Below are 14,065 nucleotides of genomic sequence, written 5' to 3'. Positions count from 1 at the left end.
TCCCCCTACCTGATCGTAACAAGGTAACTGACTGATCAGTCAGTCAACGCCTGTGACCTCGCCGACAACGCGGCGACCGGTCACCCTCGGTGTCACCTTCCCAAGCGGGGGAAGGTGACTAGACTTGCGGGATGCCGTGGGCGCCAGAGTTGTTCAGTGCGCCGGCCCTGGAGCGCCTGTTGGACAAGCGGCGCAGGGCCGAGCTGCTGGCTGTGCCGTTCTTCTACGGGTTGACGTCCGGCGAGCTCGATGCGCTGATCGACTCGTTCGCCGACGAGCCGGTCGTGCACGACCCGGTCCGGGGCAGGATCAGGGGCATTCCGGAGTTCGAGGCCTTCGTCATCGAGATGAAGGGCTGGCTCGCGGAGCACAATGTCTCCGTCGAGAACGTCGACCACGTCATCCTCCCGGCCCGCGGCTTCGAGGAGGTGATCCTGCACCTGCACGGCGAGAGCGGTCCGGTCGATCTGCCCGTCGCGATCGTCGCGGATCGCCGTAGGCGCGGGCGGATCCAGGAACTCCGGATCTACTACAGCGGCTGGCAGCTGACCGGAAGTCACGTCAACCGCCCACCGCTGCTGCAGCCCGACCCCGCGCTGCGTCCGCCCGACTACGTGACCGCCTATCTCAGCGCACTCGCGGCCGGCGACGTGGAAGGGATCGTCAGCGCCTTCGAACCCGACGGCTTCGCCCGCGAGCCCGCCGGCGGATCGTTCGTCCACCGAGGCCACGAGCAACTGCGAGCCTTCTACGAGCAGTGGTGCTCCAACAGCGGCGGCATCCCCTTGGAGCGCTGTTCGCTGATCGAAGGCGGAGACACCTGCGTACTGGAGTACAACATCGTTCAGTGGGGAGCAACAAAACTGTCCCCCCAAGCCGGTGTCGCGGTCTTTACGCGAGGCCCCGGCGGCAGACTGTCCGCCGCCCGCATGTACGACGACGCCGACCCGCCCACTCGACCGTAAGTTTCGAAGGAGTGAGCTGGCGATGGACAAGGTTGCCAAACAGCAGGTCAAGGACGTGCTGATCGCCCAGGCCGAAGCCGAGCTGCGGACGTCCCGCGCGGACGTCGCGGAACACGACTCCGCGGCCCAGCTGGACCAGGACGTCACGGACTCGGTCGACGCGCTGTCCCAGTCCGACGAGGCAGGTGACCTGGGCGGCCTGCTCGACGACGTCCACGACCGGCAGAAAGCAAACCTGACCCGCATCGAGAACCTCGACTTCGGCGTCAAGGACGCGGTCGCACCCGGGGCGCTCGTCGGTTTCGACGGCGCCCGCTACGTCGTCGGTGTCGTGGCCGCAGCCTTCGACTGCGACGGCGTCACCTACGAAGGCCTGTCCGCCGACTCACCGATCTACGCCGCGCTCGAAGGCCTGCGACTCGGCGACAGGTTCACCTTCGCCGGCCACGAACACCGCATCGACTTCCTCGCCTGATCCGGCCGATCCTCAGGACGTCAGTACGACGCTGGACTCTGCCGTCAGGGCCAGGAACGTCAGCGACTCCTGCAGGTAGAGCTCGACCCGCTCGGCGTCGTGCGACAGGTAGCCGATCGACAGGTCCTGGCCGAGGTGCAGCTCGTAGTCGCCACCCCGCGTCGACACCAGCAGCGCGCCGTCCAGAGCGGGTGCCCAGATGATCTCGCCGTCGTGCAGCAGCCGGGCGAGGTGGTCGCGGATCGGGTAACCGTGGTCGGTGGTCTCCGCGACGGCGGTGTACAGGTCGGCGGAGAGCAGCAGGCTGTACGGTCCGTCGACGCCGGCGAGCCGGAGCGCCCGCAGCCCCTGGGCGACGGTGTCGGGAAGGTTCCGGGCGTCGCCGGGCAGCGGCAGGGCGTCGTTCGAGCTGCTCGGCGCGAGCCCGAGGATCCCGGCCGGGCCGGAGCCGTGGAAGACCAGGCTGTCCTCGGCGAACGCGATCTGCTTGGCCGCGTCCTTGACCGGCTGCCAGTCGGAGTCCTTCGCGCCGCGCTCGACGTCGTCGACGGCCTGCCGGGTGACGGAGAACGGCACCCGCAGCTCGATCACCGGCTGGGCCTGGCGGCGTCGCGCGATCACGCCTTCGGCCGCGAACTCGACGGCCTCGACGTGCCCTGTGCCGACCGCGGACAGTTCCGGGCCGGACGGCCCGACCAGGTCGACCACGCGGCGGCCCGCGACGTCACGGGTGAAGGTGCGCCGGGCCTCCTGCTCGATCTCGACCCACGCGGCGTCGGAGACCGGGGCAAGCTCGCGGTGCAGGTTGTTCGTCATGTGCGACTCCTTTTCAGGCTGCCGATCCCCAGCGAGCCGTCCGCAGTCGACGGACGGCCGGGACGAGTCGTGGCCGCGGCGGGTGCCGCGGCCGGTGCTGCTGACAGGGGCGGATTCTCGAGGAAGTCCGCGGCCGGCACGAAGAACAGGGTGCCGGTGATCGCGGTCGAGAAGTCGAGGATGCGGTCATGGTTTCCGGGCGGGTCGCCGACGAACATGTTGCGCAACATCCGCTCGATCACGTCCGGCAGGGCGGCGTACCCGATGAAGTAGGTGCCGAACTCCCCCGCGCCCAGCTCGCCGAAGACCATGTTCTCGCGCACGATCTGCCGCTCGGTTCCGTCCTCGTCGACGATCGTGGTCAGCGCGACATGCGAGTCGGACGGCTGCTCGGTGTCGTCCAGCTCGATGTCGCTGAGCTTGCGCCGGCCGATCACGCGCTCCTGGTCGGCGACGGGTAGCGCCTGCCAGGCGTCGAGGTCGTGCAGGTACTTCTGCACGACCACATAACTCCCTCCGGCGTACGACGGGTCCTCGCCACCGATCGTGATCGCGGCGACCGCGGCCGGGCCCTCCGGGTTCTCGGTGCCGTCGACGAAGCCGAGCACATCGCGCTGGCCGAGGTACCGGAATCCGTGGACCTCGTCGACGACCTCGACGTCACCGGCGAGCCGGGACAGCAGTCGGCGGGCCAGCTCGAAACACAGATCGATGCGCTGGGCACGCAGGTGGAACAGCAGATCACCGGGCGTCGCGGGCGCGGTGTGCCGCGCGCCGGTCACCGCCCGGAACGGATGCAGACCAGCCGGCCGCGGCAACCGGTAGAGCCGGCCCCATACGGACGCGCCGATGCCGACCACGCAGCTCAGCTCGTCGTCCGGCGCCTTGAAGCCCACGGAGCGAGTCAGCGCGGCCACGTCGGCAAGGACCGCGCGGACGGCCTTCTCGGCGCCCGGACGCACGGTGAGGACCAGAAAGATCGCGGCCTTCGGCGGCGGTCCGAGGACCTCCTGCGCCTGAACCTCCTGCGCCATGCACCCCCCTGCCACCCGTGGCCCGGCTCCGTCGACCGCCAGCCTAGCGCCACGCCGGCCGCGGCCGTCAGAGGACGTAGAAGCCGGTGATCGCGGTGGGGAGGATGCCGACGATGAGCCACAGCGACAGCACGGAACGGCGGAAGATGGCCAGCACGCCGGCGACCGTGAGGAGGCCGATGACGCCGGACATGATCCACAGCCCGACGCCCTTGCCGTAGTCGGTGCCGGCGACGCCGATGCTGTAGACGGCGAGCGTGACGGCGGGCACGCTGCCCACGTGGATGAGGATGACGGACGCGACCCATCGCTGGACGGTCTCGATGTTCATAGGCTTTGGCCGGCGCCTAGACCGGATTCCCGCGCTCACGTCGTCCATCGTACACGAATGATTAGTGCCCTAACTATTCGCACGATATGAGACGTTGGCCTCATTCGCGGCGCCGATCACCCGGGTCAGCACCTGATGCAGGTGCTGCAACTCGGACACCTCCATCCCCAGCCGGCCAACGATCGCCGCGGGGATCTTCTCGGCCTCGTTGCGCAGCCGCCAGCCCGCCGGTGTGAGCGTGATCGCCAGCGAGCGCTCGTCGGTTCGCGCCCGTGGACGCTCGACGTACCCGGTGGCCTCGAGGCGCTTGAGCAGCGGCGACAAGGTGGCCGGCTCGAGCTGGAGCAGCCGGCTGAGCTCCTTCACCGACAGCGGCGCGTGCTGCCACAGTGCCAGCATCACCAGATACTGCGGATGGGTCAGCCCCATCGGCTCCAACAACGGCCGGTAGACCGCGATCACGCTCCGCGAGGCGACCGCGAGCGCGAAGCAGACCTGGTTCTCCAGCTCCAGCGGATCGGCGATGTCACTCAACGGGACCTCCACGAGACGTCGTACACAACGAACCATTAGTACAGTAACCGACCCATCCACGCGGTACGGCGGCGTCGAAGTGCTGGTGTCCCTGGCACCCGACGGATGGAGACCTTCGCGATGATCACCCTGGCCCTGATCGGACTTCTCGGTGGGCTGATCACCGGCGTCTCGCCGTGTGTGCTGCCGATGCTGCCGATCATCTTCTTCGCGGGAACGACCGGACGGCCCGTCGCGGCGGGCAGTGTGCTGGTCGAGACCGAGAAGACGACGCGCGATCTGCGGCCGCTCAAGATCATCTGCGGGATCGTGGTCAGCTTCAGCCTGTTCACGCTGGCCGGGTCGGTGATCCTGTCCGCGCTCGGTCTTCCGGACGACTTCCTGCGCTGGGCCGGGCTGACGGTCCTCACCGTGGTCGGCCTCGGCCTGATCTTCCCGGCGCTGGGCCACTGGATCGAGAAGCCGTTCTACCGCCTCCCGAAGGTGAACCGGAACGGCAACAGTGCGTTCGTCCTAGGGCTTGGTCTCGGCACGCTGTACGTACCGTGCGCGGGCCCGGTGCTGGCCGCCATCACGGTGGCCGGTGCCACGGGCAACGTCGGGTGGCGGACCGTCGTACTGACAGTCTCGTTCGCGATCGGTGCGGCGCTGCCGTTGCTGATCTTTGCATCCGCCGGTTCGCGGATCTCGCAGCGGGTGAAGGCCTACCGCGACCACGCTCGCGGGTTCCGGATCGCCGGTGGCGTGGTGATGATCGCGCTGGTGGTCGCGCTGGCGTTCAACATCACCGACGTGATCCAGCGGGCGCTTCCCAGCTACACCAGTGGCCTGGAGAAGAAGGTCGCCGAGAACAAGACCGTCCAGGGCGCCCTGGCCCCGGCGATCGGCACCGGCAGTGAAGAACTCGCCAAGTGCACCCCCGGCGCGGCCCAGCTCGCCTCCTGCGGCGCCGCACCGGAGTTCCGTGGCACGCAGAGGTGGTTCAACACCGCCGGCGGTCGGCCGGCGACCCTCGCCGGGCTCAAGGGCAAGGTCGTCCTGGTCGACTTCTGGGCCTACTCGTGCATCAACTGCCAGCGCGCCACCCCGCATCTGCTCGCCTGGGACAAGGCCTACCGATCCCTGGGTCTGGAGATCGTCGGCGTCCATTCGCCCGAGTTCGCGTTCGAGAAGTCGGCGGCGAACGTGCGGTCGGCGATCGGCAAGGAGCAGATCACCTATCCCGTGGTCCAGGACAACAACCTGGCCACCTGGACGGCGTACCGCAATCAGTACTGGCCGGCGAAGTATCTTGTCGATGCCGAGGGCAACGTTCGGTCGATCAAGTTCGGCGAGGGCGGCTACGGCCGGACCGAGGGCCAGATCCGCGAGCTGCTGACGGCCGCGAACCCCGAGGTGAGGCTGCCCGCCCCGGTGGACGGCACCGTCCACGCCGACTCGATCGGCGCCGACGGCACCACGCCGGAGACCTACCTGGCCTACTCCCGGTCGACGAACCTGAACGGCACCGGCGAGCTGACGCCGAACAAGACGGTTGCCTTCGGCCTCAACCCCGCCCAGCCCGACGACACCTACAGCCTCGGCGGCAACTGGGCCGTCGGCACCCAGAGCGTCACCTCCACCCAGGGATCCCGCGCACGCCTCAACTTCCAGGCGGCGAAGGTCTACCACGTCCTGGCCGGCGAAGGCACTGTCACCGTCTCGGTCCCCGGCGAGCCGGACAAGACGATCAAGGTCTCCGGTACACCGAACACCTACCAGTTGATCGACGACCCGGCACCGCAGCGCCGGACGATCACCCTGACCTACTCCCCCGGCATCTCCGCCTTCACTTTCAGTTTCGGCTGAGCCACTCCAGACTCGGTCCATGACGGTGATCACGGCCGAGGGACTCCGGAAGTCCTACGGGCAGCACGAGGCGGTGCGCGGCATCGACCTGGAGGTCCGGGCGGGCGAGGTCTTCGCCTTCCTGGGCCCGAACGGCGCCGGCAAGACGACGACGGTCGAGATCCTCGAGGGCTACCGGGACCCGACGGTCGGCAAGGTCCAGGTGCTCGGCGCCGACCCCGCCCACGCGGACGGCGGGTGGCGTGCTCGCATCGGCGTGATGCTGCAGACCTGGCAGGTCGAACCGACGCTGACCGTGCGCGAGTCACTCGCGCAGTTCGCGGGTTACTACCCACGGCCCCTCCCGGTCGAGGACGTGGTCCGGCTCGTCGGTCTCGAGGCGCAGCGCGACACTCGCGCCGGCCGGCTGTCCGGCGGTCAGCAGCGCAGGCTCGACATGGGCATCGCTTTGGTCGGCGATCCCGAACTGCTCTTCCTCGACGAACCCACAACGGGTTTCGATCCGGCGGCCCGGCGAGGGGCTTGGCAGATCATCGCGGCGCTGCGGGACGCGGGTAAGACCGTGCTGCTGACCACTCACTACCTCGATGAGGCGCAGGCGCTCGCGGACCGCGTCGCGATCCTCGTGGACGGCCGGATCAGGACCGAGGGACCGCCCGATTCCCTGGTCGCCGGCCACGCGACGCGGATCACCTTCAGGCATCCGCACGGCGTCGAACTCCCGGCCCTGCCCGAGCGCGTCGAGATCTCCGACGGCCGGGTCGAGCTTCGCTCGCACGAGCCGCTGCCGCTGGTCCACACGCTCACCACCTGGGCAGTGCAGAACGGTGTAGACCTCGCCGACTTCGAGGTACGGCGCCCCAGCCTCGAGGATGTCTACCTCGACCTCACCACGGCACCCCAGGCGCAACCGTGAGTACGGCGAATCTCGTGCGGCACCAGGCCCGCTACGACTGGAAGACGTTCTGGCGCAGCCCGAGCACCGTCTTCTTCGCCTTCGTGCTGCCGATCATGTTCCTGATCATCTTCGTCACCGTGTTCGGCAACCAGCGGATGGAGCTCGCCGACGGGCAACTGGTCCGGGGCGCGACCTACTACCTGCCCGGGATCGTGACCCTCGGGGTGATCCAGACGACCTTCACCAACCTCACGGTGTCGCTCACCGCCTCCCGCGAACGCGGTCTGCTGAAGCGGCTCCGCACTACCCCGCTCCCGACCTGGACCTTCATGGCCGGCCGCATCATCACGGCGGCGATCGCCGCGTTCCTGCTCGTCGTCATCCTGGTGACGATCGGGCGCGTCGTGTACGGCGTCGCCGTACCGACCACCACGATCGCGGCCGGGCTGGTCACGCTCGTCGTCGGTACGTTCACCTTCTCCGCCCTGGCATTCGCCGTGTCCACAGCGATCCCGTCCCAAGACGCGGCCGTGCCGATCACCAACGCGATCACCCTCCCGCTCTACTTCATCTCCGGGATCTTCATCCCCCAGGAGCTCATCCCGTCCGGCGTCCGCGAGGTCGCCCAGATCTTCCCGGTGCAACGGCTCTACGACGCGTTCCTGACGGTCTTCGACCCGGCGACCACCGGAGCCGGCTTCGAATTCGCCGACCTCGGCGTCGTCGCTCTGTGGGGCGTCGCAGCCACGATCATCGGTACGACGACCTTCCGCTGGGCACCGCGGACAGGCTGAATCACCTGGCCTCGAGGAGGGCCATCCGGGTGGGAGTGTCGACGACCCGGGTCAGGTGCAGGCCGGCGGCGTCGAACAGCGCGGCGTACTCGGCCTCGGTGCGTTCCCGCCCGCCTGGCAGCACGAGCATGTTCAGATCGGAGAACGCCGCAACAACCTCGTAGCCGGGACGGTCGAGAACCAGTTCGACGACCAGTACGACGCCGTCCGGGTTGAGCGCGGCGGCGCAGGTGCGGAGGATCTCGACGCAGCGGTCGTCCGGCCAGTCGTGCAGGATCGACTTGAGCAGGTACGCATCGGCAGCAGGCAGTGATGTGAAGAAGCTCCCCGCCAGTGCGGACCACCTGGACTCCAGAGCGCTCGACTTCGGTTCCTTCGCGACGACATGCGGAAGGTCGAAGACGGTACCGGTGAGGTGTTCGTGCCGAGTCAGCACGGCCTCCAGCAACGCGCCTTGACCACCGCCGACGTCGACAACAGTGTGGAGCCCGGAGAAGTCGTACGCCTCCGCGACCGCACCGGCGACAGACCAACTGAGCGCGGCCATGTTGTCGTTGAAGATGGCGTTCTGCTTCGGGTCGCCCTGCCGATGCGTCCAGACGTCCTCACCGTGCAGATCCCGGAACGCGTTCTCGCCGGTCCGGATGCTGTGACCGAGATGTCCCCAGGCTGCCCACAGCGCGGGATCCTGAAGGGTCCGGGCCAACGGGCGCAGGCTGTCCGGCCGATCGGACCGCAGACCTTCGCCCAAGAGCGTGTTCTCGACCAGACCTTCCTTCTCGGCGTACACCCCGACCGCGACCAATGCCCTCAGCAACCGGCCCAGGCTGTCCTCATCCACCTCGACCGCGGCCGCGAGGTCGCCGACCGTGCGCGGTCCGGCCGCCAACTCGTCGGACAGCCCGAGTTCGGCCGCAACACTGAGTGCCGCCGAGAGGCGGAAGCCCGTCACCATCGCCTGCAGACCACCCGGGTTGCCCATGGCCCGATCATCCACGGGACCGGCCGCCGGGGACAGACCGCGGCCCGTGCTGGACTTTCGGCAGGTTCGGCAGTTCCCTGGAGAGGTGGATTCCGTCGACCGGTGGCTGCACCGCCGACACGAGGAGTTCCTCGACGGTGGGGGCCGGAACGTGCGGGGCCTGGTCGCGGCCTCGTGGGGGCGGTCGATCGCGGCCGGGCTGCATTCCGACGCCGCGGCACCGTTCGCCTTCGAGGCCGACGAACTCGCGGCGTACCGGGCCGAGCACCCACTGTCCGCGGTCTTCCCGATGCTGTACGACGTCCTCGGTCGAGCCGCCGAGGACAGTGACTACGTGATGGCTGTCGGCGACAGTGACGGCCGGTTGCTGTGGGTGTGTGGACGACCCGAAGCGATTCGCGCGGCGGACGGCATCCACTTCACCGAGGGCGCGTGGTGGGCCGAGCGGCACGTCGGCACCAACGCACTCGGCACGTCCCTGGAGGTCTCCGGCGCGGTGCAGATCCGGTCCGCCGAGCACTTCACCACCCTCGTGCAGCCGTGGTCGTGCGCCGCGGCCCCGATCTACGACCCGGAGACCCAGCGCGTGCTCGGCGTCGTCGACATCACCGGCACCGCCGACGCCAGCTCGCCGCAGTCACTGGCGATGGTGCGGGCTGCGGCCCGGATGGCCGAGGCCGAGCTGGGCCGGTTGATGATCCTTCGCAAAGTCGCCGGCGACTCGACCCGCCGGATGCGGATCGCCGCCCTCGGCCGGCCGGACGCCGAGGTGCGGGTCGACGGCCGCGACCTCCGGCTGAGCCGCCGGCACAGCGACATCGTCGTACTCCTGGCCTCACACCCGGAGGGCCTGAGCGCCGAGGAGTTGTCGGACGCCCTGTACGGCGAGGACGACCACCGTTCCTCACTCCGCGGCGAGGTCACCCGCCTGCGCGCTCTGCTCGGCGCCGACATCGTCGAGTCGCGTCCGTACCGCCTGCACCCGGACATCGCCGCCGACTGGCTCGAGACCGCCGATGACCTCGACTCCCACCGGTTGTCGTCGGCCCTGCGTCGCTACGTCGGCCCCTTGCTGCCGCAGTCCGACGCACCCGGTGTGGTCGCCTCCCGGAACCGGCTCGAGAACCGGATCCGGGCCGCCGTCCTGCAGACGTACGACGTGGACCTGGTCGCGGCGTGGACCCGCTCGTACGCCGGTGTCAACGACCTGGGCGCGTGGGAACGCCAACTGTCGCTGATGTCGCCCACCTCACCGCTGTGGTCCGCGGCCCAGTCCGAGGTACGCCGGCTTCGCGCGGACTACGGACTGGACTCCGCCGGGACCGAAGGCTGACCACTCAGAAGACCCGGATCGCGATCTCCGCCGGAGCATCGAGCAGGCGGTTGATCTCGTCGTCGAGCTTCACCAGGGTGACCGAGGCACCCGCCATGTCGAGTGACGTGCAGTACTCCCCGACATAGTTGCACCGTACGTTGATCCCCCGATCGGTGAGCACCTGGTGCGCGTGACCGTAGAGCAGGTAGAGCTCGCTGATCGGCGTACCGCCCAGCCCGTTGATCATCAATGCGACGTCGTCGCCGGACTGGTAGGGCAGGTCGGACCGGACCGCCTCGAGCAGCGTGTCGACGATCTCGTCGGCCGACGCGAGCTTCTCGCGGCTGCGGCCCGGCTCGCCGTGGATGCCGACGCCCATCTCCATCTCGTCGGCGCCGAGCTCGAAGAGCGGGGAGCCCTTGGCCGGCGGCGTACAGGCGGTGAGCGCCATGCCCATCGTCCGGGTGACCGAGTTGACCTTCGCCCCGATCCGGAGGAGCTCGTCGAGGTCCGCACCCTGCTCGGACGCCGCCCCGACCGCCTTCATCACGAAGAAGTTGCCGGCCACGCCACGCCGCCCGACGGTGTACGTCGAGTCCTTGACCGCGACGTCGTCGTCGATGATCAACGTGCGGACGTTCAGCCCGTCGGCCTGACTCAGCTCCTGCGACATGTCGAACGCCATCCGGTCACCGGTGTAGTTGTTGACCAGCAGGAGCACGCCCTTCTCGGACGCGAGCAGCTTGGTGGTCTCGTACACGTAGTCCATCGGCGGCGCCGCGAAGACGTCACCAGGACACGCGGCGTCGAGCATGCCCTTACCGACCGTCATCACGTGGGCGGGTTCGTGTCCGGACCCCGAGCCCTGCACGATCGAGACCTTGTCGTCGCGGGGTGCGTCGGTCCGCATGATCAGGTTGTACTCCGGCACGTACTTCAGCGTGTCCGGGTTGGCCAGCGCGATACCGCGCAGCATCTCCGGCACGTAGTTCTTCGGATCGTTGACGAACTTCTTCATCGGGACTCCCTTGTCTTCCAGACCTCTGCGATCTGCTCGATGATCACGGCGACGGCGGTGGCCCCGGCGTCGACCGATCCACGGCTCCGCTCGCCTGTGTAGGCGGCTCGGCCACGCTTCGCGACCAGCTCCGCGGTCGCGTCGGCGGCTGACCGGGTCACGACCGCGGCCCGGTCGACGATCTCGTCGCTGCCGGCCCCGGCCGCGAGCGACTCCTCGATGGAATCCGTCATCGGGACCAGTGCGTCGAGCAGGGTCTTGTCCCCCAGTTCGGCACCGCCGCGCGTCATGATGCCTGCCACGGCGGCACGCAGCATCGCCACCACGTCCGCCCCGTCCAGGGAGGTGGTCGCGCCGGCCGTCATCCCCGCGCGCAGGAACGCGGTCCCCCAGATCGGTCCCGAGGTGCCACCGATCCGCGACGTCACCAGCATCCCGACCTTCTTCAGGAACGTGCCGATATCGGTCCGGTCGAGTTCGCCGTACTGCGCCTGCACCTTCTCGAAGCCACGGGCCAGTGAGTAGCCGAAGTCGCCGTCGCCGACCACCGAATCCAGGTCGCCGAAGTACTTCTCGTTGTCGAGGCAGGTGGTGATGATCGTGGTCATGACGAGGTCGACCTCGCCCCAGCTGTCCGTCATGTCTGACCTCCTTGGGTGTCGTGCGCCGGCCGGCCGGCCAGGCGAGAGAGCTCGGAGAGGCCGAGTGCGTCGACCGGCCGGACTCCCCAGGGGTCCGCGAGTACCTCGAGCCGCTCGCCGTCCGGATCGCCCAGGCTGGTCAGGACCAGGGCAGCTTCGGTGAAGTCCTCGTCCCGGGTGTAGCCGCTGACCGTCACCACCGTCGCCAGCCCGGCGCCGAGGGCGGCGAGCAGGCCGTTGCGCGAGTCCTCGATGACGACCGTCCCGGCGGGATCCAGCGCGAGCTGGTCGACGGTCAGCTGGTAGACGGCCGGGTCGGGCTTCTTACGCAGTACGACGTCGCCCGCGAACACCGGGATCGTGGCCGCGACCTCGTCGCCGACTGCCCCGGCCAGAACGGCCCGGACCGACGGCTCCGCCGACGTCGACGCCACCGCCACCGTCCATCCCTCTCGCAGTGCGTCGGTGATGACCCGTCGTACGCCGGGACGCGGGGGGATGACGCCCGCGGCGACCAGCTCGGTGAAGGTCTTCGTCTTGGCCTTGTGCCAGGTCGCCACGACCTCGGCACGTTCGGCTGCCGTTGCCGGGGACCCGGCCGCCCGCCAGACCTCCGGATCGTCCAGCACGGTGGCCAGGCGTTCCTTGCCACCACCGATGCGGAGCAGGCGGCCGTAGTCTTCGACGGACCAGCGCACCGGCAGGCCGAACTGCGCGAAGGTCGCGTTGAACGCCGGCAGGTGCCCGTCCCGCTCGGTGTCACCCAGCACACCGTCGCAGTCGAAGATGAGTGCCGTCATGCGTGACCGCCGCTACCGAAGATCTCGATGTACTCGGCGGCCATGGCTTTGACGGCCGCGTGGATGTGGTTGAACAACGACGGCGGATCCCACTTGTCCGTGGCGCGCGCCTGTTCGAGATGCTCGAGCGACGACTTCATGTAGGCGACCTTGAGCGCGGTGGAGATGTTGACCTTCGCGCAACCCCGCCCGATCAGGTCCTGGAACTGCTCACGGGTCAGTCCCGAACCGCCGTGCAGCGCCATCGGGATGCCGGTCGCGGTCACCAGGTCGGTGATGCGCTGGTTGTCGAGGTCGGGTGTGGAGTGGTAGATGCCGTGGGCGTTGCCGATCGCCGGCGCGAAGACGTCGACCCCGGTCGTCTCGATGAACCGGGTGGCGACCTCCAGGGACTGACGCTGCGACTCCGCGTCGGAACCCACGCCGTCCTCGACCCCGGTGATGCCCTCGATCTCGCCCTCGACGTTCGCGCCGTACCCCTTGGCCTCGGCGACGACCTCGACGGTCTGGCGCTGGTTCTCCTCGACCGGGAGCGCCGAGGCGTCGAAGAGGACCGAGTTCCAGCCCGCCTCGAGGCAGGAGCTGATGACCGCGCGGTCGGGACAGTGGTCGAGATGGAGACTGACCGGCACCGGAACCGGTGCGACGGTCGCGTCGAACATCGCCTTGAGTACGTCGCGGCCGACCGACTTCACGGTCTTCACGGAGGTCTGGACGATCAGCGGTGACCGCAGCTCGACCGCGGCGTCGACGACCGCGCGCAGGCTGAGCTCGTCCACCACATTGATCGCCGGGACCGCATACCCCTTGGCCAGTGCCTCGTCGACCAGTTCCTTCAGCCGTGCGACAGGCATGATCTCCCCTCTCCGCGGCCCGAACACCGCTTGGAGTCAGCCTGCCTCGCCGAACGCTGCAAGAATGCTGCACCGCCGTCCGCGCGAGCTACGCTCGGTGAGGTGGCTGAGACGCGGGTGGCGATCGCGGATGACGACGTACTGCTCCGCGAAGGGCTGGCGAGCCTGCTCGAGCAGTCGGGCTTCGAGGTCGTCGGCCAGGCCGGCAACGCCGCCGGGCTGCTCGCGCTGGTCCGGCGGGATCTCCCGGATCTCGTCGTCATCGACATCCGGATGCCACCGGGCCACTCGATCGAGGGGCTGGAAGCGGCGCAGGCGATCCGCCGGGAGCGCCCGGAGACCGCGGTCCTGCTGCTGTCCGCCCATGTCGAGGTGGAGCACGCGATGCAGATCCTCGCCAGCGGGCACGGAGTCGGCTACCTGCTCAAGAGCCGGGTCACGGACGTGGACGAGTTCATCGAGACCCTGCGGCGAGTCGCCAGGGGCGGCTCGGTGGTCGACCCGGGGCTGGTGAAGGAACTGGTGGACGCCCGCCACCGGCACGACCCCCTGGCCGCGCTCACCGAGCGCGAGCGGGAGGTCCTGGCGCTTGTCGCCGAGGGCCGCTCGAACGCCGGGATCAGCCGGCAGCTCTGGGTCACCGAGGGGACGGTGGAGAAGCACGTCCGCAGCATCCTCACCAAGCTCGAGCTCCCGGAGGCGGAGGACGACCATCGGCGCGTCCTCGCGGTCCTCACCTACCTCGACGGCCGGTAGCAGT

The 14,065-nt window shown here is 68.9% G+C and carries 16 protein-coding genes; 7 read left to right on the top strand and 9 right to left on the bottom strand.

The features are described from left to right. The first annotated feature begins 131 nt into the window (after positions 1 to 131). Together OG555_RS33195 and OG555_RS33190 are read left to right on the top strand one after the other, a co-directional pair. Positions 132 to 965: a nuclear transport factor 2 family protein gene (locus OG555_RS33195; RefSeq protein ID WP_329476508.1), complete on the top strand. Its 834-nt coding sequence runs from the start codon at positions 132 to 134 to the stop codon at positions 963 to 965. 22 nt (positions 966 to 987) lie between these two features. Beyond that, positions 988 to 1,440, top strand: a complete 453-nt coding sequence (locus OG555_RS33190) for a hypothetical protein (protein ID WP_329476507.1) — start codon at positions 988 to 990, stop codon at positions 1,438 to 1,440. A 12-nt stretch (positions 1,441 to 1,452) separates the two neighbouring features. On the opposite strand, the gene OG555_RS33185 is transcribed toward OG555_RS33190, so the two are convergent. The 4 genes from OG555_RS33185 to OG555_RS33170 form a co-directional block, all read right to left on the bottom strand. Next, positions 1,453 to 2,256, bottom strand: a complete 804-nt coding sequence (locus tag OG555_RS33185; protein ID WP_329476506.1) for a family 1 encapsulin nanocompartment shell protein — start codon at positions 2,254 to 2,256, stop codon at positions 1,453 to 1,455. Continuing rightward, positions 2,253 to 3,290 (bottom strand): Dyp-type peroxidase, encoded by a 1,038-nt coding sequence (locus tag OG555_RS33180; RefSeq protein ID WP_329476505.1) that lies wholly within the window; start codon positions 3,288 to 3,290, stop codon positions 2,253 to 2,255. The genes OG555_RS33185 and OG555_RS33180 overlap by 4 nt, the downstream gene beginning before the upstream one ends. A gap of 67 nt (positions 3,291 to 3,357) precedes the next feature. Continuing rightward, entirely contained in the window at positions 3,358 to 3,621 is a 264-nt protein-coding gene (locus OG555_RS33175) for a hypothetical protein (RefSeq protein ID WP_329476504.1), read from the bottom strand. A gap of 69 nt (positions 3,622 to 3,690) precedes the next feature. Beyond that, the gene (locus OG555_RS33170; RefSeq protein ID WP_329476503.1) at positions 3,691 to 4,155 is read right to left on the bottom strand and encodes a MarR family winged helix-turn-helix transcriptional regulator; all 465 of its coding nucleotides are present in this window, start codon (positions 4,153 to 4,155) and stop codon (positions 3,691 to 3,693) included. A gap of 120 nt (positions 4,156 to 4,275) precedes the next feature. Between OG555_RS33170 and OG555_RS33165 the strand changes: the two genes are divergently transcribed. From OG555_RS33165 to OG555_RS33155, 3 genes are read left to right on the top strand one after another with little or no spacing between them, the layout of a single operon-like run. Further along, positions 4,276 to 6,003 carry a cytochrome c biogenesis protein DipZ gene (locus OG555_RS33165; protein WP_329476502.1) on the top strand — a complete coding sequence of 576 codons (1,728 nt, stop codon included), beginning with the start codon at positions 4,276 to 4,278 and terminating at the stop codon, positions 6,001 to 6,003. A 19-nt stretch (positions 6,004 to 6,022) separates the two neighbouring features. After that, positions 6,023 to 6,919 carry an ABC transporter ATP-binding protein gene (locus tag OG555_RS33160; RefSeq protein WP_329476501.1) on the top strand — a complete coding sequence of 299 codons (897 nt, stop codon included), beginning with the start codon at positions 6,023 to 6,025 and terminating at the stop codon, positions 6,917 to 6,919. Next, positions 6,916 to 7,695, top strand: a complete 780-nt coding sequence (locus OG555_RS33155; RefSeq protein WP_329476500.1) for an ABC transporter permease — start codon at positions 6,916 to 6,918, stop codon at positions 7,693 to 7,695. The genes OG555_RS33160 and OG555_RS33155 overlap by 4 nt, the downstream gene beginning before the upstream one ends. A 1-nt stretch (position 7,696) precedes the next feature. Here OG555_RS33155 and OG555_RS33150 read toward each other — a convergent pair whose 3' ends face one another. Next, positions 7,697 to 8,677, bottom strand: coding sequence for a methyltransferase (locus OG555_RS33150; RefSeq protein WP_329476499.1), 981 nt, complete (start codon positions 8,675 to 8,677; stop codon positions 7,697 to 7,699). 85 nt (positions 8,678 to 8,762) lie between these two features. On the opposite strand from OG555_RS33150, the gene OG555_RS33145 reads away from it, so the two are divergent. Beyond that, positions 8,763 to 10,010 carry a GAF domain-containing protein gene (locus OG555_RS33145; RefSeq protein ID WP_329476498.1) on the top strand — a complete coding sequence of 416 codons (1,248 nt, stop codon included), beginning with the start codon at positions 8,763 to 8,765 and terminating at the stop codon, positions 10,008 to 10,010. A gap of 4 nt (positions 10,011 to 10,014) precedes the next feature. Here the strand turns inward: OG555_RS33145 and dhaK are convergent, their stop codons facing one another. Genes dhaK through OG555_RS33125 form a run of 4 tightly spaced genes read right to left on the bottom strand, consistent with a single transcriptional unit; the run spans position 10,015 to position 13,305 of the window. Further along, the gene (dhaK, locus tag OG555_RS33140) at positions 10,015 to 11,010 is read right to left on the bottom strand and encodes a dihydroxyacetone kinase subunit DhaK (protein ID WP_329476497.1); all 996 of its coding nucleotides are present in this window, start codon (positions 11,008 to 11,010) and stop codon (positions 10,015 to 10,017) included. Continuing rightward, a complete protein-coding gene (dhaL, locus tag OG555_RS33135; protein ID WP_329476496.1) occupies positions 11,007 to 11,651 on the bottom strand; it encodes a dihydroxyacetone kinase subunit DhaL in 645 nt (214 codons plus the stop codon). The genes dhaK and dhaL overlap by 4 nt, the downstream gene beginning before the upstream one ends. Further along, entirely contained in the window at positions 11,648 to 12,451 is an 804-nt protein-coding gene (locus OG555_RS33130) for an HAD-IA family hydrolase (protein WP_329476495.1), read from the bottom strand. Before OG555_RS33130 ends, dhaL begins: the two co-directional genes overlap by 4 nt. Beyond that, on the bottom strand, positions 12,448 to 13,305 hold the full coding sequence (locus OG555_RS33125) for a class II fructose-bisphosphate aldolase (protein WP_328520315.1): 858 nt from the start codon (positions 13,303 to 13,305) through the stop codon (positions 12,448 to 12,450). The genes OG555_RS33130 and OG555_RS33125 overlap by 4 nt, the downstream gene beginning before the upstream one ends. A 102-nt stretch (positions 13,306 to 13,407) precedes the next feature. On the opposite strand from OG555_RS33125, the gene OG555_RS33120 reads away from it, so the two are divergent. Further along, positions 13,408 to 14,061: a response regulator transcription factor gene (locus OG555_RS33120; protein ID WP_329476494.1), complete on the top strand. Its 654-nt coding sequence runs from the start codon at positions 13,408 to 13,410 to the stop codon at positions 14,059 to 14,061. Positions 14,062 to 14,065 lie beyond the last annotated feature (4 nt).

Source organism: Kribbella sp. NBC_01484 (assembly GCF_036227145.1).
Classification (GTDB): Bacteria; Actinomycetota; Actinomycetes; order Propionibacteriales; family Kribbellaceae; genus Kribbella.
This window is presented reverse-complemented; position numbering and strand designations above follow the sequence as displayed.